This is a genomic window from Photobacterium japonica (assembly GCF_050337005.1).
GTDB classification, from domain to species: domain Bacteria; phylum Pseudomonadota; class Gammaproteobacteria; order Enterobacterales; family Vibrionaceae; genus Photobacterium; species Photobacterium japonica.
The window spans coordinates 27923-52036 of the sequence record NZ_JAKJSN010000043.1 but is presented as its reverse complement, the minus strand read 5'-3'; the positions used below and the strand labels follow the sequence as shown (position 1 = coordinate 52036).

Here is a 24114-nt window from a genome sequence, read left to right as displayed (position 1 = left end):
GCATCCGAATGCGGAAGTGGCGAAATTGGTAGACGCACCAGATTTAGGTTCTGGCGCCGCAAGGTGTGAGAGTTCAAGTCTCTCCTTCCGCACCATTCTGCTCTGATTAATAAAGTCTCTGTAAAGAGCATCTGCAGGTCTATCGCCAAGCGGTAAGGCAGCGGCTTTTGATGCCGCCATTCCCTGGTTCGAATCCAGGTAGACCTGCCATATTTTACTTAACGTAGTTATGTATTGATTACTATAATCAACATAAGACGGTAAGTATGCGGAAGTGGCGAAATTGGTAGACGCACCAGATTTAGGTTCTGGCGCCGCAAGGTGTGAGAGTTCAAGTCTCTCCTTCCGCACCATCATTTAGAAACCCACCTTTTGGTGGGTTTTCTTTTATCTGTTGTTTTATTTTCCCGTTCCCCTCTTTTTCTATCTCTATCCTTCTGTTTTTCTCCCTACACACTACACACTACACACCAACAAACACCACACTGTTACACATAGCGTTCTGTTACAAATCACGTTGCCCCATGCTTTACACTTGTGCTCAGGCAAATCACAAACATAAAAAAGCCGAACACTTACGCATTCGGCTTTTCTTTTAATAGCATGAAAGGCTCAGCGGCCGTTCACACGTACCGAGAAACTCACAGCCCCATGCTCACAATCCCATGGCGTACTTCAGTACGTGCTTTTTCAATGGCCCGGTCTGCTCCGCCAGTTTTAATCCCGCATTACGCAAAAACTTCAGTGGCAACAAATCATTACTGAACGTGGTATAGAACAGATCCATCCCCGATTGCATCAACAAATTATCCGGACGGCGACGGCGCTCATACGCCTGCAACACCGCCGGCTGATCCCATTGCTCGCCCGCTTTCTCTATTTCTTCCAGCAACACATTCACATCTTTAAAGCCCAAGTTCACGCCTTGTCCGGCCAAAGGATTGATGGTGTGTGCTGCATCGCCCAGCAAGACCACACGATCAGCACGGTACGTTTGCGCATGACGGCGAGTCAACGGGAAACTGCCGTGATTAAGCACCAAGATCTCGCCCAACTCAGCGGGGAAATGGTGCGTAATATGTTCCGCTAATTGTGTCTGGCTCATGGCGGACAATTGTTTGATCCGCTGTGGGCTGTCATACCACACCAGTGATGCTTGATGCCCGGGTAACGGCAAGAAGGAACGCGGCCCGTTTGGGGTAAACTGCTGCCAGGTAATGTCTTGCTGTGGCAATGCCGTTTCAACATTGATCAGCATACAGTGCTGACGATAATCCCAAGCGGTAATCCCAATACCGGCTTGCTGACGGACTTGCGAATTTGCCCCATCCGCTCCAATCAATAATTGCGCCGCAATCTGCCGACCATCATCAAGCGTGATCACGCGGTGATTTTTCGCGACCGTGGGTGAAACTGAGGTGGCGACCATTTTATGTGGGCAAAACAATGTCAGATTCGGATAGTGCTCAAACTGCTGCCACAAGGCTAACTGAATTACGCGGTTTTCCACGATAAAACCCAGTTGTTCGATGTCCATCTGATCGGCATGAAAGCGAGTGCGGCATTCAGGGTGTTCCCAGGTTTCTAAACGCTTATACGGACACAGGCGCATTGCTTGCATCGCAGGCCACGCCCCTAAACGCGTCAATAGCTCAACCGAATGCGGAGAGATGGCAGACACACGCAAATCCATCGGGGCATCGGCGTCATACGGGGCAGGCGCATGCCCTTCCAGTACTGCCACTCGCATCCCCAGCTGCGCCAGGCCAATAGCCGTTGCAGCGCCAACCATGCCGCCTCCCGCAACGACGACATCAAATCGTTCCATACCGGTTCTCTTCTGTTATGCTCAAAAATCAGACGTGTTCGTCAAACAAACGTTAAACGTTTGTGCAGATTATCACAGCCTGTGTACTGTGGGTTATCATAACAAATTCTGCTGTGCTATCCGTGATCTATCATCACGCCTCCTTCACGGCGTCACCTTTGGAGCCCCCACTGCTGCTATGTTGAGTCGCCTGAAACGTCTGTTGCTTCGCCTCCTGTTTATCCTGCTGCTGATCCCACCGTTATTGGTGGCCGGCGGTATCGTGATTGATCCACCGGTATGGGGCTGGAAAATTTACCGCAGCGTCTTTCCACCTAAAGATTATCCGTCACGCGCCGCGCATGACTGGGTACCACTCAGTCAGATCTCCCCCAACATGCAGCTGGCGGTAATTGCCTCAGAAGATCAGCACTTTCCGACACACCACGGGGTGGATGTGAATGCCATCTTAACGATCCTTAAGCAAACAGGTACGCAAGCCCCCTCGCGTGGCGGCAGTACCATCAGCCAGCAAACCGCCAAAAACGTCTTTTTGTTCCCTTCCCGCACCTTTTTGCGCAAAGGCGTCGAACTCTATTTTACCTTATGGATGGAGCTGCTCTGGAGCAAAGCGCGGATCCTAGAGGTGTATTTGAATGTCATTGAATTTGGCCCCGGCCTTTACGGCGTTGAGGCGGCCAGTCAAACCTACTTCAATCGTTCCGCCAAGCAGCTCACCGCCCAACAAGCGTCACAACTGGCCGCCGTGCTGCCGAACCCGTACCGCATGCAGCCCACGCCCATGACCCCGTATGTGCGCAAGCGTAGCCAGTGGATCCGCCAGCAAATGCGACAACTCGGACAGCAAACCTTGAAGCCGCTCACGCCCTAAGGCGACAGCCGGTAAACCCACAATTTATTCGGGGTGGTGAGGAACTAGTCAGGCAGGGTTTAAAGCAGTACAATACGCGGCTTGCTAATGCTGATGGTCAATAACTGGCCTGAGAGCACAGTGAAGCAATGTAGAATGCAATGAATAAACACGACGAGTGAAGAGTTAGACATGGCTAAAAAACTGCTTATCAAAACCTGGGGCTGCCAGATGAACGAATACGATTCATCAAAAATGGCTGATCTTCTTAATGCAGCCAACGGCTTCGAGTTAACAGAGATCCCAGAAGAAGCAGACGTGCTGCTGCTAAACACCTGTTCAATCCGAGAAAAGGCGCAAGAAAAAGTTTTCCACCAGCTAGGCCGCTGGAAAACACTTAAAGACAAGAAGCCAGATCTTGTGATCGGCGTGGGCGGTTGTGTAGCAACGCAAGAAGGCGATTCTATTCGTAAGCGTGCGCCGTATGTAGATGTGATCTTTGGCCCACAAACCTTGCACCGCCTACCGCAAATGATCAAGCAATCGCAATCGAATGATAAACCGGTCATGGACATTTCTTTTCCTGAAATTGAAAAGTTCGACAACATGCCAGAACCGCGCGCGGAAGGGGCAACAGCGTTCGTTTCAATCATGGAAGGCTGTTCAAAATACTGTACTTACTGCGTGGTTCCCTACACCCGTGGTGAGGAAGTGAGCCGTCCAATTGATGACGTATTGTTTGAAATTGCCCAACTGGCAGACCAAGGTGTACGTGAAGTTAACCTGCTTGGCCAAAACGTAAATGCATTCCGTGGTCCCACCCACGATGGCGACGTAGCAACCTTCGCAGAATTACTTCGCCTTGTGGCCGCGATTGACGGTATCGACCGCATTCGTTACACCACCAGTCACCCGATTGAATTTACTGACGACATCATTGAGGTGTACCGAGACACCCCAGAGTTGGCTGATTACCTGCACCTGCCTGTACAGAGCGGTTCAGATCGTATTTTGACCATGATGAAGCGTCCGCACACGATCCTTGAATACAAGTCGAAAGTGCGCAAGTTGCGTAAAGTGCGTCCGAATATCACCATGAGTTCTGACTTCATCGTCGCGTTCCCGGGTGAAACGGATCAAGATTTCCAAGACACCATGAAACTGATCCGCGATATCGATTTTGATATCAGCTTCAGCTTCATTTTCTCACCTCGCCCGGGTACACCGGCAGCGGATTACCCTTGTGATCTGGCTGAAGATGTGAAAAAAGAACGTCTGTATGAACTGCAGCACCAGATCAATACGCAAGCGATGCGTCACGCCCGCCTGATGCTAGGTACTGAGCAGCGTATTCTGGTTGAAGGTCCTTCTAAGCGTAACATCATGGAATTGCGCGGCCGTACCGACAATAACCGCATCGTTAACTTTGAAGGTGACGCTGAGCTAATCGGTCAGTTTGTTGATGTAAAAATCACCGAAGTGAAGACCAACACACTGCGTGGTGAACTGCTTCGCACAGAAGCCGACATGAACCTGCGTGTAGCGCTATCGCCAAGCGAAATGATGGAAAAAACACGCAAAGAAGATGAATTGGGTGTCGGCGTATATACTCCATAGTAAGCGGTGCGTCTACACGGTTGTAGACCTGCCCTGAACCCAAGGCCACCCAGCTCACTGGGTGGCCCTACTGAGAGGCCAATCTTGAGCAAAGTTATTACCTTAGAATTTAATCTGGAACCCGTCGATAACCAGCGTCTTTCCAGCCTTTGTGGCCCTTTCGACGATAATATCAAGCAACTAGAACGCCGTTTGGGTGTTGAAATTAACCACCGCAGCAGCAGTTTCAGTGTTGTTGGCCAGCCTCACACGGCCACCGCTACGGTCGACATCATCAAATCACTGTATGTCGATACGGCGCCCGTGCGCAATACCATTCCCGATATTGAACCTGACCATGTACACCTTGCGATCAAAGGGTCTGGTGTTCTCGAACAATCGACCGAGTCGAGCATTCCTTACGGCAAAGAAGTGATCATCAAAACCAAAAAAGGGGTGATCAAACCGCGTACACCGAACCAAGCGCAATACATTGCCAACATGGTCCGCCATGACATCACCTTTGGTGTCGGTCCCGCCGGTACGGGTAAAACCTATTTAGCCGTTGCCGCCGCCGTCGATGCCCTTGAGCGTCAGGAAATTCGCCGTATCTTGCTGACCCGCCCTGCGGTAGAAGCCGGTGAAAAACTGGGCTTCTTGCCGGGCGATCTTAGCCAGAAAGTCGACCCGTATTTGCGCCCGCTGTACGATGCCCTGTTTGAAATGCTGGGCTTTGAGCGCGTTGAGAAGCTGATTGAGCGTAACGTGATTGAAGTGGCTCCGCTGGCTTACATGCGTGGCCGTACGCTGAACGATGCCTTTATCATCCTCGATGAAAGCCAGAACACCACGGTCGAGCAGATGAAAATGTTCCTGACCCGTATTGGCTTTAACTCACGCGCGGTGATCACTGGTGATGTCACCCAAATCGACTTACCGCGCGGTGCCCGCTCTGGCTTGCGCCATGCGATTGAAGTGCTGTCAGACGTCGACGAAATCAGTTTTAACTTCTTCCAGGCCGACGATGTTGTCCGTCACCCTGTTGTAGCCCGCATTGTCCTCGCGTATGAAGCGTGGGAAAGCGAAGACCAAAAACAACGCAAGCTGGCCGAACAACGCCGCCGCGAAGAACATACGGCCAAACAAGCCGTCATTGAACCGGAACAAAGCCATTAATGTCTATTTATCTTGATCTGCAAATTGCCACTGAAAATACGGAAGGCATGCCTACTGAGGCGAACTTTCAGCAATGGCTAGAAGCAGCAATTCTTCTTTTTCAACCCAATGCCGAAGTCACTATCCGTTTAGTCGACGAAACAGAAAGCCACACCCTGAACCACACCTATCGCGGCAAAGATAAACCCACCAATGTGTTGTCTTTCCCGTTTGAAAGCCCACCGGGTGTCGAGTTGGATTTGCTGGGTGATATGATCATCTGCCGACAGGTCGTCGAAAAAGAAGCCATTGAGCAGGATAAACCACTCCTTGCCCATTGGGCACATATGGTTGTACATGGCAGCTTGCATCTGCTAGGTTATGACCATATTGAAGATGACGAAGCCGAGGAAATGGAAAGCTTAGAGACAGAAATCATGCAAAAGATGGGCTTTGCCGATCCGTATGCTGCCGAAAAGCTATAATCCCCCCTCGACTGAGTATAAATGGGTGCGGATTTGGCCTCGACCATCGCACCTTACTTTGTGGCACTCGCCACTTAACTGATAGAGAAGTAATTCTTACAAGCAATGAACGAAGATAACTCACAGAATTCTGAAGGTCCGAGTAGAAAGTCCTTCTTTGAACGCATTGGCCAACTTTTCCAAGGTGAGCCACAGAATCGCGAAGACCTCGTAGGTGTATTTCGAGATTCAGAAGAAAACGATTTGATCGACCACGACACCCGCGACATGCTCGAGGGGGTAATGGAAATTGCCGAGATGCGGGTTCGCGACATCATGATCCCTCGCTCACAAATGGTCACCATCGAGCGTTCTCAGAAGCTAGAAGATCTGATTGATTTAATTGTTGATGCCCAGCACTCCCGCTACCCGGTGATCAGCGACGACAAAGATCATGTAGAAGGGATCCTCCTTGCTAAAGATCTATTGCGTTACCTGCAGCCGAGCAGTGAACCGTTCGACATGGACGAAGTATTACGTCCTGCCGTGGTGGTGCCAGAAAGTAAACGCGTAGACCGTTTACTCAAAGAATTCCGCGAAGAGCGCTACCACATGGCGATCGTCGTTGATGAATTTGGTGGGGTATCAGGGGTTATAACCATTGAGGACATCCTCGAGCAAATCGTTGGCGAAATCGAAGATGAATTCGATGACGAAGAAGAGCAGGATATCCGTCAGTTAAGTAAGCATACTTATTCGGTAAAAGCCTTGGCGACCATTGAAGACTTCAATGAGATATTCCACACCCAATTCAGTGACGAGGAAGTCGACACCGTAGGTGGTTTGGTGATGACCAGCTTTGGTCACCTGCCTGCCCGTGGTGAAATCGTTGAATTGGATGGCTACTCATTCAAAGTTACGTCTGCCGATAACCGCCGAGTGATTCAGTTGCAAGTGACCGTGCCTCACGAAGCACATCAACCGACGACTACATCATAACGAATGACAAAAAAAACACTAATGAAGTTGGGACAGCTCTTTGCGGCTGTCCCAGCCGGTGCCTTAGCCACCCTTTCTTTCGCTCCCTATAATTACTGGTACCTCGCTCCCGTTTCCTTGTGCCTCCTGTTTGCCCTGCTCTTGCAACAACCGCCTAAGCGTTCAGCCCTGATCGGTTTTTTGTGGGGATTAGGTCTTTTCGGTACTGGGATCAGCTGGGTCCATGTCAGCATCGCTAATTTTGGTGGCATGCCGTGGTTAGCGGGCTGGTTCCTCATGGCCTTGCTGATCGCCTATCTCGCGTTCTATCCCGCGCTATTTGGGTTCCTGTTCAACCGCTTTAACCGCGGTCGTCCTTTCCACCAACTCATGCTCAGTGGCCCGGTTTTCTGGCTGATCCTCGATTGGATCCGCGGCTGGTTAATGACCGGCTTTCCCTGGCTTTGGATGGGTTACAGCCAAATTGATAGCCCTTATGCCGCCATTGCGCCCATCTTAGGCGTCGAAGGGATCACCCTTGCCTTGGTATTGAGCAGTGCCGCACTTGTCGGTGCCGTCTATTACCGCAACTGGCGCCCGCTAATGGTTGTCGCGCTGGTCGTGGGCATTAGCCTGCTGGCCGGTAAGAAGCAATGGGTTGTGCCTAATCCCGACAAAACTGTGGATGTGGCCATGATCCAAGGCAATGTGCCCCAAGAAATCAAATGGTTGCCAAGCCAACGCTGGCCGACCCTGATGAAATACACGGATCTCACCCGTGAAAACTGGGGGGCCGATTTGATCATCTGGCCAGAAGCGGCCATTCCCGCGCTGGAAACCCAAGTGCCGACCTTCTTGCAGAATCTGGATGCTGCCGCCCGTAATAACCACAGTACGGTGATTACTGGAGTGTTGGATCAAAACGAGCAAGGCCAGTTCTATAACAACATTCTGACCCTTGGGGTGAATGCGGTCGGTCCGTACCAGTACGAACACGCTGAACGCTACAGCAAGCACCACTTGCTGCCGTTTGGGGAATTTGTGCCGTTCGGCGATTTACTGCGCCCTATCGCGCCGTTCTTCAACTTGCCGATGTCATCGTTCAGCCGTGGGGATTACATCCAGCCGAATCTGGAAGCCAATGGCTATTCACTGGCGCCCGCATTGTGTTACGAAGTGGCGTTCAGCGAGCAAGTTCGCCAGAACGTGGACTACGATACCGAGTTCCTGCTGACGCTGTCTAACGACACGTGGTTCGGTAAGTCCATTGGGCCGTTCCAACACATGGAAATCGCCCAAATGCGCGCCCTAGAGCTAGGTAAGCCCCTTCTGCGAGCCACTAACAGTGGATTAACCGGTGTGGTGGATCATAACGGGCACATCATTGCCTCCATCCCCCAATTTGAAACCGCGGTACTGCGTACCAAGGTCACACCAACAGAAGGGATGACACCCTTCACGTCGCTAGGCAGTTGGCCACTGTACATGTATGTACTGTGGGCGTTGACGATGTCGTGGATTTTGGCCCGTCGCCAACAAGGGCGTTTTCGCGATCAACAGCCGGAAATCAATTATCACGATTAATGTGGATACATGACAGATCCTGATGCGTGATGTGCTCCCAAGAGCCTGAATCTAGGCTGACAATCGAACAAAAAAGGTGAAGCTAACCCTTCGCCTTTTTTTTCACCTTGTTAGTATGGAAAGGATCACTAGAACCTGCGCTCAAGGGAAATGCATCGATGAAAATCATTCATAAACTGTTCACCATGCTCTGTGCCGTGGCCCTATTGTGTGTCGCTTCCGGCTCGCTGGCCAAAGAAAGCCTCGAAACACGTGCCGCACTCAACCGCTTTCAAGCCGCCCCACAAACCCAGCCTTTCTTCCAGTCTGCCTATGGCTATGCGGTGTTTCCGTCAGTCGGCAAAGGGGGATTTTGGATTGGCGGTGCTTATGGCACCGGTAGCGTCTATCAACACCATCAACTCACTGGCACTGCCACGTTATTCCAACTCTCGGTCGGCTTACAATTTGGCGGGCAAGCCTATAGCGAGCTCGTTTTTTTCCAAGACAAGCGTGCGTATGAACGCTTTATTAACGGCAGTGTAGAGTTGGACGCGCAAGCCTCCGCCGTCGCCATCAATGAAGGCGCACAAGCCAAAGCCGGAACCGCCGGGTTCAGCGCCAGCTCAGGCCACGATAATTATATCGATGCCAACTACACCAATGGGATCTCGGTCTTTACCTTTGCCAAAGGCGGCATGATGGTCGAAGCCTCGTTAGCAGGCCAAACCTTCCGCTTTGAGCCACTGCCGCTGGCACCCGGCCATGCAGCATCCCACTCACGGCCAGCCCATCCCCCCTCGCAAGCAGCGCCAGTTGCGGTGATGGTCGATACCATTGAGCCACCCGTGCAGTATGAGTAGAAAGAGCAGAATCTAGAAGCGAGTGACTAAAATCTCGGAACTCGGAACTAAATTAGACAATAAAAAACGGGCCGCAGCCCGTTTTTTTCTTTATCAATTATGCTTCATCGCTCATGGCCTTAAGCCGCCCGACTACGGCGACAGCGGCTTACGGGTAAAACGGGTATGCCCGCAGCGTAAGCAGGGCGAAATGGCCTTCACGTGGGTGATTTGCTCATCATGCCCACACTGTTCACACACCAAATGACCCAAGCCGACAATTTCCCCCGCCTCGTAAACTCCTTGGTGTTTAAAATCATCCATCACTTCACGCCATTCAATCTGGGTTTTGTCCGTGGCCTCTGCCAGCCCTTCCCAAATCGTCTCTTTTACCACGCGATAGAATGGGCTCTCCCCAAACGGTTCGGGGCTACTTTCCACATTCTGTGCAAATTCATGAAGATCACGCTTCAGGTAAGCAGAAATCAACGCCAGCTCATCTTTGGTCATGTCACTGGCTGCCTGACGGTACTGCTCGGTGATCGTCGCCCAATGTTTTAATTCATCCGGGCTACGTTTGAGGGCTGCTGTCACCTCTTCAAGCAAGCTCTCATAATCCTTCTTTTGATCCGCCATAACTTCCCCCTCCGTCTCCCCGCCGACCGTAGCAATACGCCGCAAGCCCGCGAGGGTGATGATCAGGCAACAATTCACGGCCGAAATGGCCTCAGCTATTGTTGACACCTTTACCTTTGGTTATTCTATGTCGATTATATTGAATGTGTTTGTACTCAACTCACAAAATCCCGGATGCCATCGATGCAAGAACAATATCGTCCACAGGACATTGAACAGAAAGTTCAGGAACATTGGGACAACAAAAAGACCTTTGTTGTAAGTGAAGACCCAAATAAAGAAAAATTCTACTGTCTCTCCATGTTCCCGTACCCAAGTGGCCGTCTGCACATGGGTCACGTACGTAACTATACCATTGGTGATGTGGTATCACGTTACCAGCGTCTACAAGGCAAAAACGTCATGCAGCCAATCGGCTGGGATGCGTTCGGTCTGCCTGCAGAAAATGCGGCGGTTAAAAACAACACCGCGCCTGCGCCTTGGACATACGAAAACATTGAATACATGAAGAACCAGCTAAAATTGCTGGGCTTCGGCTACGACTGGAACCGTGAGTTCGCAACCTGTACCCCTGAGTACTACCGTTGGGAACAAGAGTTCTTCACTAAGTTGTACAACAAAGGCTTGGTTTACAAGAAAACCTCTTCTGTAAACTGGTGCCCGAACGACCAAACCGTTCTAGCGAACGAGCAAGTTGAAGACGGTTGCTGCTGGCGTTGTGACACGCCTGTCGAACAAAAAGAGATCCCACAGTGGTTCATCAAAATCACTGAGTACGCACAAGAGCTACTTGACGATCTAGATACCCTCGACGGATGGCCTGACATGGTGAAAACCATGCAGCGTAACTGGATTGGCCGCTCTGAAGGCGTTGAGCTTGAGTTCAACGTTATCGGTCAAGACAAACCGCTAGAAGTATACACCACCCGTCCTGACACCCTAATGGGCGTGACGTTCGTGAGCATTGCTGCGGGTCACCCACTGGCAGCACTAGCGGCACAGAACAATGCTGAGCTAGCGACATTCATTGATGAGTGCCGTAACACCAAAGTGGCTGAAGCAGAACTGGCCACCATGGAAAAGAAAGGCATGGCGACAGGCCTAACAGCCGTTCACCCGCTAACAGGCCGTGAAGTGCCAATCTTCGTCGCTAACTTCGTATTGATGGATTACGGCACAGGTGCTGTGATGGCTGTGCCTGCGCACGATCAGCGCGATTACGAGTTTGCGACCAAGTACGCACTTGAAATCATGCCAGTGATCAAACCGGCTGACGACAGCGAGCTTGACGTATCAGCAGTGGCTTACACTGAGAAAGGCGTACTGTTCAACTCGGGTGAGTTTGACGGTCTGGACTTCCAAGCCGCGTTTGATGCAATTGCAGCCAAACTAGAAGCGGAAAACAAAGGCAAGAAAACCGTTAACTTCCGTCTACGTGACTGGGGTGTGTCTCGTCAGCGTTACTGGGGTGCACCCATCCCAATGGTGACCACTGAAGACGGTGTTGTACACCCAGTTCCAGCTGACCAACTGCCGGTTATCCTACCGGAAGATGTGGTGATGGATGGCGTGACCAGCCCAATCAAAGCAGACAAAGAGTGGGCGAAAACTACCTTTAACGGCGAGCCGGCACTGCGTGAAACCGATACCTTCGATACCTTCATGGAGTCGTCGTGGTACTACGCGCGTTACTGTTCACCACAGGCTGACGACATTCTAGACCCAGAAAAAGCGAACTACTGGCTACCCGTAGACCAGTACATTGGTGGTATTGAGCACGCGTGTATGCACCTGCTTTACTCTCGCTTCTTCCACAAGCTACTGCGTGACGCAGGCTACGTGACGTCTGACGAACCGTTTAAGCAGCTACTTTGCCAAGGCATGGTACTGGCTGATGCGTTCTTCTACACCACCGAGAAAGGCGGTAAAGAGTGGGTTGCCCCAACAGACGTAACGGTAGAACGTGATGGCAAAGGCCGTATCGTGACCGCGACCGACAACGAAGGCCGCAACGTTGAGCACTCAGGCATGATCAAAATGTCTAAGTCGAAAAACAACGGTATCGACCCGCAAGAAATGGTCGACAAGTACGGTGCTGACACCGTGCGTCTATTCATGATGTTCGCGTCACCTGCAGACATGACCCTTGAATGGCAAGAGTCTGGCGTTGAAGGGGCAAACCGCTTCCTGAAACGTGTTTGGAAACTGGTGAAAGAGCACACTGAAAAAGGCGACGTTGACGCGCTTGACGTAGCAGCATTGTCTGGCGATCAGAAAGCCCTACGCCGTGACGTACACAAGACTATCGCAAAAGTCAGCGATGACATCGGCCGTCGTCAGACATTCAACACAGCTATCGCAGCGGTGATGGAGCTGATGAACAAGTTGGCGAAAGCATCACAAGACAGCGCACAAGATCGTGCACTGCTTGACGAAGCGCTAAAAGCCATCGTACGTATGCTATACCCAATGACCCCACACATCTGTTTTGAAATGTGGGAAGCACTGGGCGAAAGCAACATCGACAGCGCAGAATGGCCAATGGCTGACGAAAAAGCGATGATCGAAGACGAAAAACTGATCATCGTTCAAGTTAACGGTAAGCTACGTGCCAAACTGACTGTGGCTGCTGATGCAACCAAAGAACAGGTAGAAGCACTGGCTATGGCTGACGAAGGCGTGACCAAGTTCACCAACGATGTGACTATTCGTAAAGTGATCTACGTACCAGGTAAACTGCTGAACATCGTTGCGAACTAATTGCTGCGAACTAAAGCAACGTCCTGATGCCTAAACCTGTGGCTCCTGCGCACTTGCACAGGCGCCACAGATCCTCCGGCTCACACTACCTTTCAAAGTACACCTACGTCAGCCGGTCAGTTTTCACTTATTTTTCATGGAGCAGACTCGGTGAAAGCTTTCTTTTCCCTTAAAAGCACCATCCGAACCTTCTTTGTCGTCGTCATGGCTCTTGCCACGGCGTCTTGTGGTTTTCATCTTCGCGGTAACTATATGTTGCCCGACGACATTGCCAAGCTGTCCCTGACCAGTTTTGACCGCTACGGTCCACTCCAGCGTCAAGTCGCTTCGCAGTTTCAGCTACACGGTATTGAACAAGTCCCACCGTCGAGCACCGTCCCTAACCTCAACCTGATCAGCGAATCCATCAGTGAGCGTACGCTGTCGTTGTACCAGAATGCCCGTGCGGCGGAATACGAACTGACCTACGTGGTGAACTACAGCATTGTGGTGCCCAACAAAGGCATCCAAACCTTTACCACCCGTGTTAGCCGAACCTTCCTGGATAACCCGCTCACGGCGTTGGCAAAATCGGTTGAACGCGACATGATTGAAGAAGAGATGCGCCAGCAGGCCTCCAGCCAAATCATGCGCCAGTTAGCGCGTCTGACCGCCGTGTTTAACCGCATGGAGAAAGACCAATTGGATGCGTTGATCCAAAATAAAGACAACCAAGACACAAACACGTCCATCAGTACGGAAAACGTCAGCGATGAACAGGCCGCTAACACGTTGTCGTACGATGAAACGTCACCAGCGCAGCAGGTTGAAGCAGCGCAATGAGGATCTACCCAGAACAACTGGTGCAGCAACTGACCAAGGGGCTGCGCCCTGCCTATCTCCTGTTGGGCAACGAACCCTTGCTCAAACTGGAAGCCTGCGATCAGATCAAGCAGGCGGCACAACAACACGGGTTTGATGAGCGCCACCGCTTTTCGGTGGATGCCCAGCTTGATTGGAACTTGATCCTCGATTGCTGCCACGCCATGAGTTTGTTCTCTGCACGCCAAATCATTGAACTAGATCTGCCGGACACCGCCCTCAACGCGCAACAAGTTAAGTCACTGCAAGAGGTGATTGACAGCTTGCACGAGGACATTCTGCTGATCATCCAAGGGCCGCGTTTCAATAAGAAACAAGAAAGTGCCAAATGGTTTAAAGCGTTAGAAGCACAAGGGATCTACCTACCTTGCAACACACCGGATGCGCGTCAGCTGCCCCGCTTTATTCAAGGCCGTTGCCAGTCGTTGGGGCTCAAGCCGGATCATGAATCGGTACAAATGCTGGCCCAATGGCACGAAGGTAACTTGCTGGCGTTAGCGCAAAGCCTACAGAAATTGGTCCTGCTCTACCCCGACGGCGAACTGAATGTTGTCCGTTTGGAAAGTGCCCTAAGCCGTCACAACCATTACACCCCATTCCAGTTGGTTGATGCGGTACTGGCCGGACAGGCTAAACGCAGCCAGCGGGTGTTACGTCAGTTACAAGGCGAAGGCATTGAAGCAGTCATCATTCTGCGTACCCTGCAACGTGAAATCACGCAGTTGTATAAAATGCAGGAGATGGGCCAGAAAGGCACGCCACTCAATGTGATTTTTGAAAATTACCGGATCTGGCAAAACCGACGCGAAATGTACATCGGCGCCCTGCACCGTATGCCGCTGAGTGTCATTATTTCGCTGTTACAGCAACTTGCACAAATCGAAGTCCGAGTAAAAACGAATTTTGACTATTCACCGTGGGATGCGCTCGCCACCTTGTGCGCCGAAATGTGTGGGGTACGCACGCATCTGATCCAAAAGCACTAACACCACAAAAGAGTAAGCATGTGCTTACAGGGTGCGCAGGAAAGAGAAAGGGAAAGTGATTCCCTACTTGTCATAAACAAGGACGAGCGTGATATACTGCGCCGCTACAAAGTCACCCGGGTTATCTGGGCGACAAGCAAACAGACCAAATACCTAGATAAGGGGATCCCTTTGCAGCTTCAAGAACTACACGATTTTATTGTTGATAAAGTAGATGACATCAAAGCACAAGACATTGTTACTTTGGATGTACGCGGCAAGTCAAGCATCACTGACTTCATGGTTGTATGTACCGGTACGTCTAACCGTCACGTTGCTTCGATTGCCGATCACGTTAACAAAGAATCTAAGCTAATTAGCTACCCGCCGTTTGGGATCAGCGGTGAAGACGACTCCGAGTGGGTAATCGTCGATATGGGCAGTGTTATGCTACACATCATGCAAAAAGATGCGCGTGATCTGTACCAACTGGAGAAGCTTTGGGGCTAACTGACAATGAAGCTTCAACTGATCGCTGTTGGCACTAAGATGCCCAAATGGGTTGAGGAAGGCTACAAAGAGTATAGCCGTCGCTTCCCCAAAGATATGCCCCTTGAGTTGGTGGAAATTTCTGCTGGCAAACGCGGCAAGAATGCAGACATCGCCCGTATTCTTCAAAAAGAAGGTGAAGCGATGCTGGCGGCTGTGCCGAAGGGCAACCGTATAGTCACCCTTGATATTCCGGGCAAACGCTGGGATACCGAGCAGTTGGCTGAACAGTTAGAAGCATGGAAGCTTGATGCTCGCGATGTGTCTATTCTGATCGGCGGACCGGAAGGGCTATCACCCGCTTGTAAGGCAGCAGCAGAACAAAGCTGGTCGTTATCGCCACTTACCCTACCGCACCCATTGGTGCGCGTTGTTATGGCTGAAAGTTTGTATCGGGCGTGGAGTATCACGGCCAATCATCCGTATCACAGGGAATAAACCACAATGAGACAAAAGCGAACGCAGATCCGCGACCACCGGGCTGAGTCGGCGCTATTTTTTCGCCGGGCTCTTGTCTCATTTATCGGTATTGTCGTGCTGGTCAGTGTCCTGCTCACGAATTTGTACCATATTCAAATTCGTGAACATGATGACTACCAGACACGCTCTAACGATAATCGGATCAAAGTCGTCCCTGTTGCCCCGAACCGCGGTCTGATCTACGACCGTAATGGGGTGCTTCTGGCCGAAAACAGGCCGGTCTACTCGCTGGAAATCACCACCGAAAAAGTCCCCGATCTTGACGATACCTTTGCCCGCCTAAGAACCTTAATGGGCATTACCGATGACCAAATTGCGCGCTTTGATCGCGAACGTCGTCGTACCCGCCGTTTTAAATCCGTTCCGCTGCTCAATCAGATGACAGAAGCACAAGTTGCCCTGTTTTCCGTGAATCAATTCCAATTTCCTGGGGTAGAAGTTAAAGCCTATCTCAAGCGCTACTATCCGTACAGTGAGGCACTGACCCACGTACTCGGCTATGTGGCCAAAATCAATGATCGTGATATCGATCGTCTGGAACGTGAAGACAAGATCAGCAACTACAAAGCAACCCGTGATATCGGCAAACTGGGCGTTGAAAAATATTACGAAGATCTGCTGCACGGCACCTCCGGTTATCAGGAAGTGGAAGTCAACAGCCGTGGCCGGATCATCCGCACCCTGAAATACGTGCCCCCTATCCCGGGCAAAGACATTAAACTCAATATTGATATCGAGCTGCAACTGTACGTGAAAGAGTTGCTGACCGAGCGCGAACTCGATCCCGACACAGGCGAAGAGCTCATCAAGTTCAAACGTGGTTCCGTGGTGGTATTGGATCCACGAGATTCCTCCGTACTGGCGATGGTATCAAGCCCGAGTTACGACCCAAACTTGTTTGTTCACGGCATTTCCGGCAAGCAATACCGCGGCCTGTTAAATAACAAAGATCGCCCTCTGGTGAACCGTGTCACGTTGGGGATTTACCCGCCAGCGTCTACCGTGAAACCGATGATTGCGGTCGCCGCACTGACCGAAGGGGTGATCACGCCACGCACAACCCGTAATGATCCGGGTTACTGGCGTATCCCGAACTCCAATAGCCGTCCGTTCCGTGACTGGTTACGTTGGGGCCACGGGAAAGTGAACATTTACAAAGCGATTGAAGAATCGGTCGATACCTTCTTCTATCAAGTGGCCTACGACATGGGCATTGATCGCCTCTCCACCTGGATGGGCCGCTTTGGTTACGGAGAATACACGGGCATAGATATTCACGAAGAAAGCAAAGCGAACATGCCAACCCGTGAATGGAAACAAGCCCGCTTCCGCCAGCCATGGTATCAAGGTGACACCATTCCTGTTGGGATCGGTCAGGGGTACTGGACCGCCACGCCACTGCAAATTGCCAAAGCCACGACGGTATTGGTGAATAACGGCCGTGTTCAGGCGCCACACTTGCTCAAAGACGTGATTGACGAAAATGTGGAAGTGCCCGCGAAATATGATGATTTCCCGCCGATCGACAATGTGAGTCAGGAAGATTGGGATATCGCGAAAAATGGCATGTACCGCGTACTGTACGGCACTCGCGGTACCGCACGCCGCGCCTTCTATGGCGCCAAATACAAGGCAGGCGGTAAATCCGGCTCAGCACAGGTCTTTGGCTTAGCCGAAGATCAAGAATACAACGCCGATGAGTTGGAAGAGCATTTGCGCGACCACGCCCTCTTCACTGCCTTTGCCCCGTTTGAGAAACCGGAAGTGGTGGTTTCCATGGTGCTCGAAAACGCCGGCGGGGGCTCCTCAAACGGGGGACCGGTGGCACGCAAGATCTTCGACCACATGCTCCTCAAGCCGGGCGAGCAATTGGATCCTTTGGTCGCGATCGTGGACAGAAAAATGGCGGAGGTCACGCAATGAGTGTGATGGCAGCAACCGGACACAAACGGACATTGGGCGATCGCTTGCACTTGGATATCCCCTTACTCTTGGGGATTATCACACTGATGGGCTTTGCTCTGATGGTCATGTACAGTGCCAGCGGGCAAAACTTGGCCATGATGGAACGTCAGGCCGTGCGCATGCTGCTTTCACTCGGGGTGATGTTTATCCTCGCCCAAATTGCCCCGCGCCATTATGAGGCGTGGGCGCCCTACCTGTTTGGGGTGGGGTTACTGCTCTTACTGGGGGTGCTGTTTTTCGGCGAAGCCTCCAAAGGGGCGCAGCGGTGGCTGAATCTCGGCGTGGTCCGGTTTCAGCCCTCCGAGCTCATCAAGCTCGCCGTCCCCTTAATGGTCGCCCGCTTCATCGGCAACCGCCCGCTCCCCCCCAGTTTAAAACATATCGTGATTGCCTTAATCATGGTATTCGTCCCCACCATCCTGATTGCCAAGCAGCCGGATCTCGGCACCTCCATCCTCATCGCCGCCTCCGGTATTTTTGTTCTCTTCTTGTCTGGGATCAGCTGGCGCATCATCAGTGCGTCGGTTGTATTAGTGGGCGCCTTTATTCCCGTCTTGTGGATCTTCCTGATGCGGGATTACCAACGGACCCGCGTGCTCACCTTGTTCAATCCAGAGTCCGATCCGCTCGGCGCAGGCTATCACATTATTCAGTCAAAAATTGCCATTGGTTCCGGCGGGTTAGCCGGAAAAGGCTGGATGCAAGGCACCCAATCTCAACTCGAATTTTTACCTGAGCGCCATACCGATTTTATTTTTGCCGTGATTGCCGAAGAATGGGGCTTAATCGGCGTCACCTGCTTGCTGGCGATCTACCTGTTTATTATCGCCCGCGGCCTGATGCTCGCCAACCGTGCGCAAACCGCCTTTGGCCGCATGATGGCAGGCAGTATCATGCTGAGCTTCTTCGTCTATATTTTTGTTAATATTGGCATGGTCAGTGGCCTATTGCCGGTGGTCGGGGTACCATTACCGCTCGTCAGTTACGGGGGGACCTCCATGGTCACCCTGATGGCCGGTTTCGGCATCCTGATGTCTATTCATACTCACAGAAAAATGTTGTCCAAGGCGACCTAAATGCGCATTACCCCTTTAATTCTTGCCCTGATCCTTGCAGGCTGTAGTTCCACGCCCCCGAACGATGATCGCTATTCGATCGCTGATGATGTGGCGCCGACCTCGTCACCGACATTAGATCATATCGAGGACGCTCAACCACGCTATGAACCTTACAGTTTGGCGGGGAACAAAGACTACACCTTGCGCGGCAAGCACTATCAAATTGTGCGCGGCAACCACGCCTTTACGGAAACTGGCGATGCCTCTTGGTACGGACAAAAGTTCCATGGCCACAAAACCTCGAACGGTGAGATCTACGACATGTACTCCATGACAGCGGCACATAAAACGCTGCCCCTGCCGAGCTACGTCAAAGTCACCAATACTCGCAACGGCAAAGTCGCGATTGTGCGCGTGAATGATCGTGGGCCGTTCCATGACGGCCGTATCATCGACCTGAGCATGGCCGCCGCGACCAAACTGGATGTGATCAAATACGGCACCGCCCCGGTCAAGATTGAGGTTATCCGTATCGATAAACCGGACAATCCGGATGAATGGCAAAGCGCCAACCCTAACGAGTATTTTGTACAGTTAGCGGCGGTGACCAATGCGGAAAAAGCCCAACAAACCGCCAAAACACTGGAAGCCGAATTCAATACCCCTATTGATATTAAAAAAGCCGATAACGCGGAGATCTTCCGCCTTCGCTTGGGGCCTTACATCGACCGTGATGAAGCCATGGCGCAGCGTGACAAGGCCAAAGCCCAACGCTATCCGCAAGCCTTTATCATTACATCGACCCGCGAGTTGGAACCAAAATCCTAAATCCGACTCTGACAAACACCGTGGTCGGTCACCCAGCGTGACCGACCGCACTTTTTTTCACATATTCATGTCAAAAAATGTCAAGAGTCAGCCCGCAATGGTGGATATCCTCGGCCAGTGCTGGCCACTTAATGACAATCTGATATGATGTGTGAAGTTTTTTTGCAATCGACAAATTAAGTTACAACCATCATGAAGAAATCTGCTGCACTTATTCGTTCTGTAGCTGTCTCGGCAACCTTGCTGGCTTCAGTCTCTGCTATCGCGGCCCCAGCCGTTGTTCCCGAAGCCCCGCAAATCGCGGCCAAGGGTTACGTACTTATGGATTACCATTCAGGCAAAATTCTGGCGGGTTACAAAGAGTACGATCAAATTCCACCAGCAAGTTTGACCAAGATGATGACCAGTTATGTCATCGGACAGGAAATCAAACGCGGCAATATCTCTATGGATGATACGGTCGTGGTGAGTAAAAATGCGTGGGCGAAAAACTTCCCGGGCTCATCAAAAATGTTCATTGAAGTGGGCAGCGAAGTGAAGGTCTCTGATCTGAACCGCGGCATCATCATTCAATCGGGCAACGATGCGTGTGTGGCCATGGCGGAACACGTCGCAGGCTCAACGGATTCGTTCGTTGATCTGATGAACGCATGGGCGAAGTCATTGGGTATGGATTCTACTCACTTTGCTAACGTACACGGCTTGGATAATCCGGACCTTTACACCACCCCTTACGACATGGCACTACTTGCGCAAGGTCTGATCCGTGATGTACCGGAAGAGTTCGCGATCTATAAAGAGAAGTCTTTTACCTACAACGGCATTACGCAATACAACCGTAACAGCTTATTGTGGGACAAGAGCCTGAACGTTGATGGCCTAAAAACCGGTCACACCAATAACGCAGGCTACAGCTTGGTCAGTACGGCAACAGAAGGCAAAATGCGCCTGATCTCTGTTGTCATGGGTACCAAGAATCCGAATGCCCGTAAAGCAGAAAGCAAGAAGCTGCTTAACTACGGCTTCCGTTTCTTTGAAACGGTTTCACCACACAAAGCGAATGAAACCTTCGTCACTGAAAAAGTGTGGATGGGTGATGTGAGCGAAGTATCACTGGGTGTCGCAGAAGACACGTACGTGACCTTGCCACGCGGCCAGACCAAAGATTTGGCGGCCAGCTTTGTACTTGAGAAAGAGCTAAAAGCCCCTATCAAGAAAGGCGATGTGGTCGGTAAATTGTACTACCGCGTGGGCGATGAAGAAATCGCACAATACCCGCTGATTGCACTGAATGACGTCAATCAAGGTAGCCTATTTAGCCGTATGATTGATTACATCATGTTGCTATTCAAAGGCTGGATGAGTTAATCCAACCATCAGATATACAACGAAAAGAGGCCGCCCTGCGCGACCTCTTTTTTTTTGCCTCCCTTTTCGGGGCACCGCCCCTTCGCAACATTGCTTGAGAAAAGCGGGCTGAGCCATTAATATGCTCGATTAATATCGCAAAAAAAATGCAATACCTCGGAGTTCAGTATGCAGCAACAAGAACAACCAAAACTTAAAGACCTTTTGGAGTTTCCTTGTAAGTTCACTTACAAAGTTATGGGTTACAACAAGCCTGAGCTCCCAGACTTGGTCGTTGGTGTGATCCAACGTCATGCACCGGGTGACTACATCCCAGATGTAAAACCAAGCGGCAAAGGCACGTACAGCGCCGTCTCTGTGTCAATCCAAGCGACATCTATTGAGCAGGTAGAAACCCTGTATAAAGAGCTAGGCGAAATCGACATCGTTCGCATGGTGCTTTAATTCTAAATCCCCATAAAATTGGCGGCTGAAAATTCAGCCGCCAAGTTTTATAATACCCAACGGTATCCAACACCCATGCGGGGTGTCACAGGTCCAGTCTCTGTTAAATGACAATGTGGGTGTGACTTTGCAAAATACAATCATTATTCGGAACCTTGGTCGTAAAGACTACGAACCTGTCTGGCAAGCCATGCATCAGTTCACGGATGCGCGTACCGCCGAAACAACCGATGAAATTTGGCTGGTTGAACACAACCCCGTGTTTACCCAAGGCCAAGCCGGCAAAGCTGAGCACCTGCTCAACACAGGGGACATTCCTGTGGTGCAAAGCGATCGCGGCGGCCAAGTCACTTACCATGGCCCCGGCCAATTGGTGGCCTACATCCTGATTGATCTACGTAAAAATAAATTGGGTGTGCGCGATCTTGTCTCGCATATCGAAGATACTGTGATCAATACCCTCTCCCATTTTGGGATACAATCAACGGCCCGCCCTGACGCACCGGGTGTGTATGTCGATAATCAAAAGATATGCTCCCTTGGCCTGCGGATCAGACGCGGTTGCTCTTTTCACGGTCTGGCACTTAATATCAACATGGATCTGGCTCCATTTTTACGCATCAACCCGTGTGGTTATGCAGGGATGGCAATGACCCAAACTGCGTTATTAGATGGGCCATCAGAACTAACGGAAGTTCAGCCTGTACTTGTAGAAGAGCTGGTCAAACTGCTCGATTATCAGAGCATTGAGTGGATAACGGAAAGCAATTCATGAGTAAACCAATAAAAATTGAACAAGGTGTCAAATACCGTGATGCCGACAAAATGGCCCTTATTCCGGTGCGCAATGTCGCCGAAGAAGCGCCAAAAGAAGTGCTGCGCAAACCAGAATGGATGAAGATCAAACTGCCCTCTGACAGCAAGCGTATTCAAGACATTAAATCAGCGATGCGTAAAAACAAGCTGCATTCCGTGTGTGAAGAAGCGTCTTGCCCGAACTTGGCAGAGTGTTTCAACCACGGTACCGCCACCTTTATGATCCTTGGTGCGATCTGTACACGTCGCTGCCCATTCTGTGATGTGGCCCATGGCCGCCCACTGCCACCCAACGCGGAAGAGCCAACGCAACTGGCCAAAACTATCGCCGACATGAAACTGCGCTATGTCGTGGTCACCTCTGTCGACCGTGATGATCTGCGTGATGGCGGTGCACAACACTTTGCTGACTGTACCCGTGAAATTCGCACCTTAAATCCTGAAATCAAGATTGAAACCTTGGTACCGGATTTCCGTGGTCGCATGGATACGGCACTGGATGTCTTGCGCGATAACCCGCCCGATGTGTTCAACCACAATCTGGAAACCGCACCGCGCCTATACCGCAAAGCGCGCCCCGGGGCGAACTATCAGTGGTCATTAGATCTATTGAAGAAATTCAAAGAGATGCACCCTGACGTACCGACCAAATCAGGTTTGATGATGGGCTTGGGTGAAACCAAGGAAGAAATCATTGAAGTACTGAAAGATTTGCGTGCACACGGTGTGACCATGCTGACCATCGGCCAGTACTTGGCACCGAGCCGCCATCACCTGCCGGTAGAGCGCTATGTGCCGCCAGCCGAGTTTGATGAACTCAAAGACATTGCGCTTGAGATCGGCTTTACCCATGCCGCGTGTGGTCCGTTTGTTCGTTCGTCTTACCATGCAGACATGCAAGCCCGTGGCGAAGAAGTGAAATAACCCTCACTTCACATTATCGACCACCGCCAAGCAACAAGCATAAAAAAACCGCCACAGGCTTAGCCTTTAGCGGTTTTTTATTGTCATGAATTTGGTGCTGCCAAGCAGAACGCAAACGCAGAATCGTTTTAGCCTTGGTTGGCTTGCTCAATCACAGCGGCCAATACCGGCGCCAAGCTGTTCAATGCTTCTTCAGAGACAGGCTTGCCTTTCGCGTCAGTCACATTGATCGACGTACGGTTACCTAAATCACCCAACTGGATAGTGTAGTCACGGCTATCAAGCTGAAGCGGTTGTGTACCCAGCTCATCCCAGAACGCATCATCCATCGGCTTGTATTTCACCTCAAGGATACCTTGTGAACGGTTGCGACCATCTACGGTAAAGCCCGTTTGGCCTAACAATTCAGGCACGCGCTCCCAGAACACATCGTAAGGAGCACGCGCGATGATAACAGGCAGACCACTGCGGTCTTGTCCCATCGAGATTGGGATCTGCTTCACCAATGCCTGCGCACGCAAACGCGCTTGCTCACGCTCTTGGGCATCGTATTTCGCCGTGACCAAGTTCGTCATCAGAATGCTGTAACGCTCTTTGTTGTCTACCGTGACTGGCTGAGCTTGGCCGCCTTCACGCCAGTCAATCAAGCTGATACTGAACATGTTACGACCGGCATCACTGGATTTCTCAATGCGATAACGGCTGCCAATCTCAGCATCTTCATCGGCATTGTTCCAGCTCACCCAATCGGTTTCTATCACATTTGCAGAAGCACCACGTACACTGATATTTTGCGTCGCGATCAAATCCTGTACCAAGCGCCAAACACGGTTCAGTTCTTCTGGCGAGGCCAACAATAACGTGACCCCTTCGTCATCTTTCACCGAACGCGTACCGGGAATTAACGCCAACACCTGCTGCGGCGGACGAATATCAACCTCGGCCCCCACCGCACCAGAATAATCTCGCGCAGGAATAGCGTATTCCGTCCCTTGCGAAGGCGTCGCGCCCGCAGGCAGCGTCCATGTTTCTAGCGGTGTCGTTTCGAGGTAATTGAAATCTTGATTAGCCTGACGACGGCGTTCCGCACCGTCAGAGCAGCCAGCCAGTGTTACGACAGCGACCGCCGCCGCCACCAGCTTATACTTGTAATTCATTCCGCTTCTGCGCTCCTACGCTCTAGC

The 24114-nt window shown here is 51.3% G+C and carries 22 protein-coding genes and 3 tRNA genes; 22 read left to right on the top strand and 3 right to left on the bottom strand.

What is annotated here, in order from left to right; translation table 11 throughout:
* Positions 1–10: 10 nt before the first annotated feature.
* The 3 genes from L4C36_RS16630 to L4C36_RS16620 all read left to right on the top strand — a co-directional run bounded on the left by L4C36_RS16630 (position 11) and on the right by L4C36_RS16620 (position 353).
* Positions 11–95: transfer RNA gene (locus L4C36_RS16630), tRNA-Leu, on the top strand.
* Positions 96–135: 40 nt separating this feature from the next.
* Positions 136–210, top strand: a tRNA-Gln gene (locus L4C36_RS16625).
* 58 nt (positions 211–268) lie between these two features.
* A tRNA-Leu gene (locus tag L4C36_RS16620) sits at positions 269–353 on the top strand.
* Positions 354–655: 302 nt separating this feature from the next.
* Here the strand turns inward: L4C36_RS16620 and L4C36_RS16615 are convergent.
* Entirely contained in the window at positions 656–1828 is a 1173-nt protein-coding gene (locus L4C36_RS16615) for a 2-octaprenyl-3-methyl-6-methoxy-1,4-benzoquinol hydroxylase (protein WP_428478922.1), read from the bottom strand.
* A 178-nt stretch (positions 1829–2006) separates the two neighbouring features.
* On the opposite strand from L4C36_RS16615, the gene mtgA reads away from it, so the two are divergent.
* The 7 genes from mtgA (at position 2007) to L4C36_RS16580 (ending at position 9297) form a co-directional block, all read left to right on the top strand.
* Entirely contained in the window at positions 2007–2699 is a 693-nt protein-coding gene (gene mtgA / locus L4C36_RS16610; RefSeq protein WP_428478921.1) for a monofunctional biosynthetic peptidoglycan transglycosylase, read from the top strand.
* 171 nt (positions 2700–2870) lie between these two features.
* Positions 2871–4295 carry a tRNA (N6-isopentenyl adenosine(37)-C2)-methylthiotransferase MiaB gene (gene miaB / locus L4C36_RS16605; protein WP_428478920.1) on the top strand — a complete coding sequence of 475 codons (1425 nt, stop codon included), beginning with the start codon at positions 2871–2873 and terminating at the stop codon, positions 4293–4295.
* Positions 4296–4379: 84 nt separating this feature from the next.
* Positions 4380–5450, top strand: coding sequence for a PhoH family protein (locus L4C36_RS16600; protein WP_428478919.1), 1071 nt, complete (start codon positions 4380–4382; stop codon positions 5448–5450).
* Positions 5450–5914 carry an rRNA maturation RNase YbeY gene (ybeY, locus tag L4C36_RS16595; RefSeq protein ID WP_428478918.1) on the top strand — a complete coding sequence of 155 codons (465 nt, stop codon included), beginning with the start codon at positions 5450–5452 and terminating at the stop codon, positions 5912–5914. Before L4C36_RS16600 ends, ybeY begins: the two co-directional genes overlap by 1 nt.
* Before the next feature lie 105 nt (positions 5915–6019).
* Complete coding sequence (corC, locus tag L4C36_RS16590) at positions 6020–6892, top strand: CNNM family magnesium/cobalt transport protein CorC (RefSeq protein ID WP_428478917.1); 873 nt, start codon at positions 6020–6022, stop codon at positions 6890–6892.
* A gap of 3 nt (positions 6893–6895) precedes the next feature.
* Complete coding sequence (gene lnt, locus L4C36_RS16585) at positions 6896–8455, top strand: apolipoprotein N-acyltransferase (RefSeq protein ID WP_428478916.1); 1560 nt, start codon at positions 6896–6898, stop codon at positions 8453–8455.
* Positions 8456–8613: 158 nt separating this feature from the next.
* Positions 8614–9297 (top strand): lipid-binding SYLF domain-containing protein, encoded by a 684-nt coding sequence (locus L4C36_RS16580; RefSeq protein ID WP_428478915.1) that lies wholly within the window; start codon positions 8614–8616, stop codon positions 9295–9297.
* A gap of 132 nt (positions 9298–9429) precedes the next feature.
* Here L4C36_RS16580 and L4C36_RS16575 read toward each other — a convergent pair whose 3' ends face one another.
* Positions 9430–9912 carry a zinc ribbon-containing protein gene (locus L4C36_RS16575; protein WP_428478925.1) on the bottom strand — a complete coding sequence of 161 codons (483 nt, stop codon included), beginning with the start codon at positions 9910–9912 and terminating at the stop codon, positions 9430–9432.
* Positions 9913–10095: 183 nt separating this feature from the next.
* Between L4C36_RS16575 and leuS the strand changes: the two genes are divergently transcribed.
* The 12 genes from leuS to lipA all read left to right on the top strand — a co-directional run bounded on the left by leuS (position 10096) and on the right by lipA (position 22930).
* Positions 10096–12672 carry a leucine--tRNA ligase gene (gene leuS, locus L4C36_RS16570; RefSeq protein ID WP_428478914.1) on the top strand — a complete coding sequence of 859 codons (2577 nt, stop codon included), beginning with the start codon at positions 10096–10098 and terminating at the stop codon, positions 12670–12672.
* 150 nt (positions 12673–12822) lie between these two features.
* Complete coding sequence (locus tag L4C36_RS16565; RefSeq protein ID WP_428478913.1) at positions 12823–13494, top strand: LPS-assembly lipoprotein LptE; 672 nt, start codon at positions 12823–12825, stop codon at positions 13492–13494.
* Positions 13491–14519 carry a DNA polymerase III subunit delta gene (gene holA / locus L4C36_RS16560; protein WP_428478912.1) on the top strand — a complete coding sequence of 343 codons (1029 nt, stop codon included), beginning with the start codon at positions 13491–13493 and terminating at the stop codon, positions 14517–14519. Before L4C36_RS16565 ends, holA begins: the two co-directional genes overlap by 4 nt.
* Before the next feature lie 171 nt (positions 14520–14690).
* Positions 14691–15008 (top strand): ribosome silencing factor, encoded by a 318-nt coding sequence (gene rsfS / locus L4C36_RS16555; protein WP_428478924.1) that lies wholly within the window; start codon positions 14691–14693, stop codon positions 15006–15008.
* Positions 15009–15014: 6 nt separating this feature from the next.
* Positions 15015–15485, top strand: a complete 471-nt coding sequence (gene rlmH, locus L4C36_RS16550) for a 23S rRNA (pseudouridine(1915)-N(3))-methyltransferase RlmH (protein WP_428478911.1) — start codon at positions 15015–15017, stop codon at positions 15483–15485.
* Positions 15486–15491: 6 nt separating this feature from the next.
* Entirely contained in the window at positions 15492–17450 is a 1959-nt protein-coding gene (mrdA, locus tag L4C36_RS16545; protein ID WP_428478910.1) for a penicillin-binding protein 2, read from the top strand.
* Positions 17447–18568, top strand: coding sequence for a rod shape-determining protein RodA (rodA, locus tag L4C36_RS16540; protein ID WP_428478909.1), 1122 nt, complete (start codon positions 17447–17449; stop codon positions 18566–18568). Before mrdA ends, rodA begins: the two co-directional genes overlap by 4 nt.
* Positions 18569–19378 carry a septal ring lytic transglycosylase RlpA family protein gene (locus L4C36_RS16535; RefSeq protein ID WP_428478908.1) on the top strand — a complete coding sequence of 270 codons (810 nt, stop codon included), beginning with the start codon at positions 18569–18571 and terminating at the stop codon, positions 19376–19378.
* Positions 19379–19570: 192 nt separating this feature from the next.
* A complete protein-coding gene (locus tag L4C36_RS16530; RefSeq protein WP_428478907.1) occupies positions 19571–20746 on the top strand; it encodes a serine hydrolase in 1176 nt (391 codons plus the stop codon).
* A 168-nt stretch (positions 20747–20914) separates the two neighbouring features.
* Positions 20915–21190: a DUF493 family protein YbeD gene (ybeD, locus tag L4C36_RS16525; protein ID WP_428478906.1), complete on the top strand. Its 276-nt coding sequence runs from the start codon at positions 20915–20917 to the stop codon at positions 21188–21190.
* Between the two features lie 127 nt (positions 21191–21317).
* Entirely contained in the window at positions 21318–21965 is a 648-nt protein-coding gene (gene lipB, locus L4C36_RS16520; protein ID WP_428478905.1) for a lipoyl(octanoyl) transferase LipB, read from the top strand.
* Positions 21962–22930, top strand: a complete 969-nt coding sequence (lipA, locus tag L4C36_RS16515) for a lipoyl synthase (protein ID WP_428478904.1) — start codon at positions 21962–21964, stop codon at positions 22928–22930. Before lipB ends, lipA begins: the two co-directional genes overlap by 4 nt.
* A 128-nt stretch (positions 22931–23058) precedes the next feature.
* Here the strand turns inward: lipA and bamC are convergent, their stop codons facing one another.
* Positions 23059–24087 (bottom strand): outer membrane protein assembly factor BamC, encoded by a 1029-nt coding sequence (gene bamC, locus L4C36_RS16510; protein WP_428478903.1) that lies wholly within the window; start codon positions 24085–24087, stop codon positions 23059–23061.
* Between the last annotated feature and the right edge of the window lie 27 nt (positions 24088–24114).

Bases quoted from the DNA above. Each gene is read 5' to 3' on its own strand.
- L4C36_RS16615 (WP_428478922.1), bottom strand. From the start codon at position 1,828: ATGGAACGATTTGATGTCGTCGTTGCGGGAGGCGGCATGGTTGGCGCT.
- mtgA (WP_428478921.1), top strand. From the start codon at position 2,007: ATGTTGAGTCGCCTGAAACGTCTGTTGCTTCGCCTCCTGTTTATCCTG.
- miaB (WP_428478920.1), top strand. From the start codon at position 2,871: ATGGCTAAAAAACTGCTTATCAAAACCTGGGGCTGCCAGATGAACGAA.
- ybeY (WP_428478918.1), top strand. From the start codon at position 5,450: ATGTCTATTTATCTTGATCTGCAAATTGCCACTGAAAATACGGAAGGC.
- corC (WP_428478917.1), top strand. From the start codon at position 6,020: ATGAACGAAGATAACTCACAGAATTCTGAAGGTCCGAGTAGAAAGTCC.
- lnt (WP_428478916.1), top strand. From the start codon at position 6,896: ATGACAAAAAAAACACTAATGAAGTTGGGACAGCTCTTTGCGGCTGTC.
- L4C36_RS16580 (WP_428478915.1), top strand. From the start codon at position 8,614: ATGAAAATCATTCATAAACTGTTCACCATGCTCTGTGCCGTGGCCCTA.
- L4C36_RS16575 (WP_428478925.1), bottom strand. From the start codon at position 9,912: ATGGCGGATCAAAAGAAGGATTATGAGAGCTTGCTTGAAGAGGTGACA.
- leuS (WP_428478914.1), top strand. From the start codon at position 10,096: ATGCAAGAACAATATCGTCCACAGGACATTGAACAGAAAGTTCAGGAA.
- holA (WP_428478912.1), top strand. From the start codon at position 13,491: ATGAGGATCTACCCAGAACAACTGGTGCAGCAACTGACCAAGGGGCTG.
- rlmH (WP_428478911.1), top strand. From the start codon at position 15,015: ATGAAGCTTCAACTGATCGCTGTTGGCACTAAGATGCCCAAATGGGTT.
- mrdA (WP_428478910.1), top strand. From the start codon at position 15,492: ATGAGACAAAAGCGAACGCAGATCCGCGACCACCGGGCTGAGTCGGCG.
- rodA (WP_428478909.1), top strand. From the start codon at position 17,447: ATGAGTGTGATGGCAGCAACCGGACACAAACGGACATTGGGCGATCGC.
- L4C36_RS16535 (WP_428478908.1), top strand. From the start codon at position 18,569: ATGCGCATTACCCCTTTAATTCTTGCCCTGATCCTTGCAGGCTGTAGT.
- L4C36_RS16530 (WP_428478907.1), top strand. From the start codon at position 19,571: ATGAAGAAATCTGCTGCACTTATTCGTTCTGTAGCTGTCTCGGCAACC.
- ybeD (WP_428478906.1), top strand. From the start codon at position 20,915: ATGCAGCAACAAGAACAACCAAAACTTAAAGACCTTTTGGAGTTTCCT.
- lipA (WP_428478904.1), top strand. From the start codon at position 21,962: ATGAGTAAACCAATAAAAATTGAACAAGGTGTCAAATACCGTGATGCC.
- bamC (WP_428478903.1), bottom strand. From the start codon at position 24,087: ATGAATTACAAGTATAAGCTGGTGGCGGCGGCGGTCGCTGTCGTAACA.